The sequence below is a fragment of the Frankia canadensis genome (genome assembly GCF_900197875.1).
Classification (GTDB): domain Bacteria; phylum Actinomycetota; class Actinomycetes; order Frankiales; family Frankiaceae; genus Frankia; species Frankia canadensis.
In genome coordinates this window covers 1-587 of sequence record NZ_FZMO01000502.1, presented here as the reverse complement: position 1 = coordinate 587, position 587 = coordinate 1, and the positions used below count along the sequence as shown (strand labels likewise).

1 protein-coding gene is annotated in these 587 nt (G+C 75.5%); it reads left to right on the top strand.

Features of this window, described 5'->3' with window-relative positions:
• A partial coding sequence (locus C1A33_RS26935) for a TIGR03620 family F420-dependent LLM class oxidoreductase (protein ID WP_115538023.1) occupies nt 1-567 on the top strand: 567 nt, incomplete at its 5' end.
• Between the last annotated feature and the right edge of the window lie 20 nt (nt 568-587).

Sequence of the window (587 nt, the reverse complement as noted above, 5' to 3'; positions counted from 1 at the left end):
GTCGCCCGCCGCGGCCACACCGTCACCAGTCCGCTCGCGGCCACCCGTGAGTACCTCGAGGCGATGGACGCGGCCAGCTACACCGGGGCCGCGCCGACGGCGCCGCTGCGGCGGGTGCTGGCGGCGCTCGGCCCGCGGATGCTCGACCTCGCCGCGGAGCTCACCGCCGGCGCACACACCTACACCGTCCCGGTGGAGCACACCGCCGTGGCCCGCAAGCGCCTCGGCGAGGGCCCGCTGCTCGTCGTCGAGCAGAAGGTCGTGCTGGCCGGCGACCCGAGCGAGGCCCGGCGCATCGCCCGGCGCAACGTCGGCGGTGTCCTGCGGCTGCCCAACTACGCGAACAACCTGCGCCGCCACGGCTTCACCGACGACGACTTCGCCGACCGGGGCAGCGACCGGATCATCGACGCCCTCGTGGCCTGGGGAGATGTCGAAGCCGTGCGCCGGAGGGTCACCGAGCACCTCGACGCGGGCGCCGACCAGGTCGCCCTCCAGGTGATCGTCGAGGATCCGACCACGCTGCCGCTGCGCGAGTGGCGTGAGCTCGCCGCGCTGCTCGCCTGAGCCGGAGGCGCCGGTGCGGG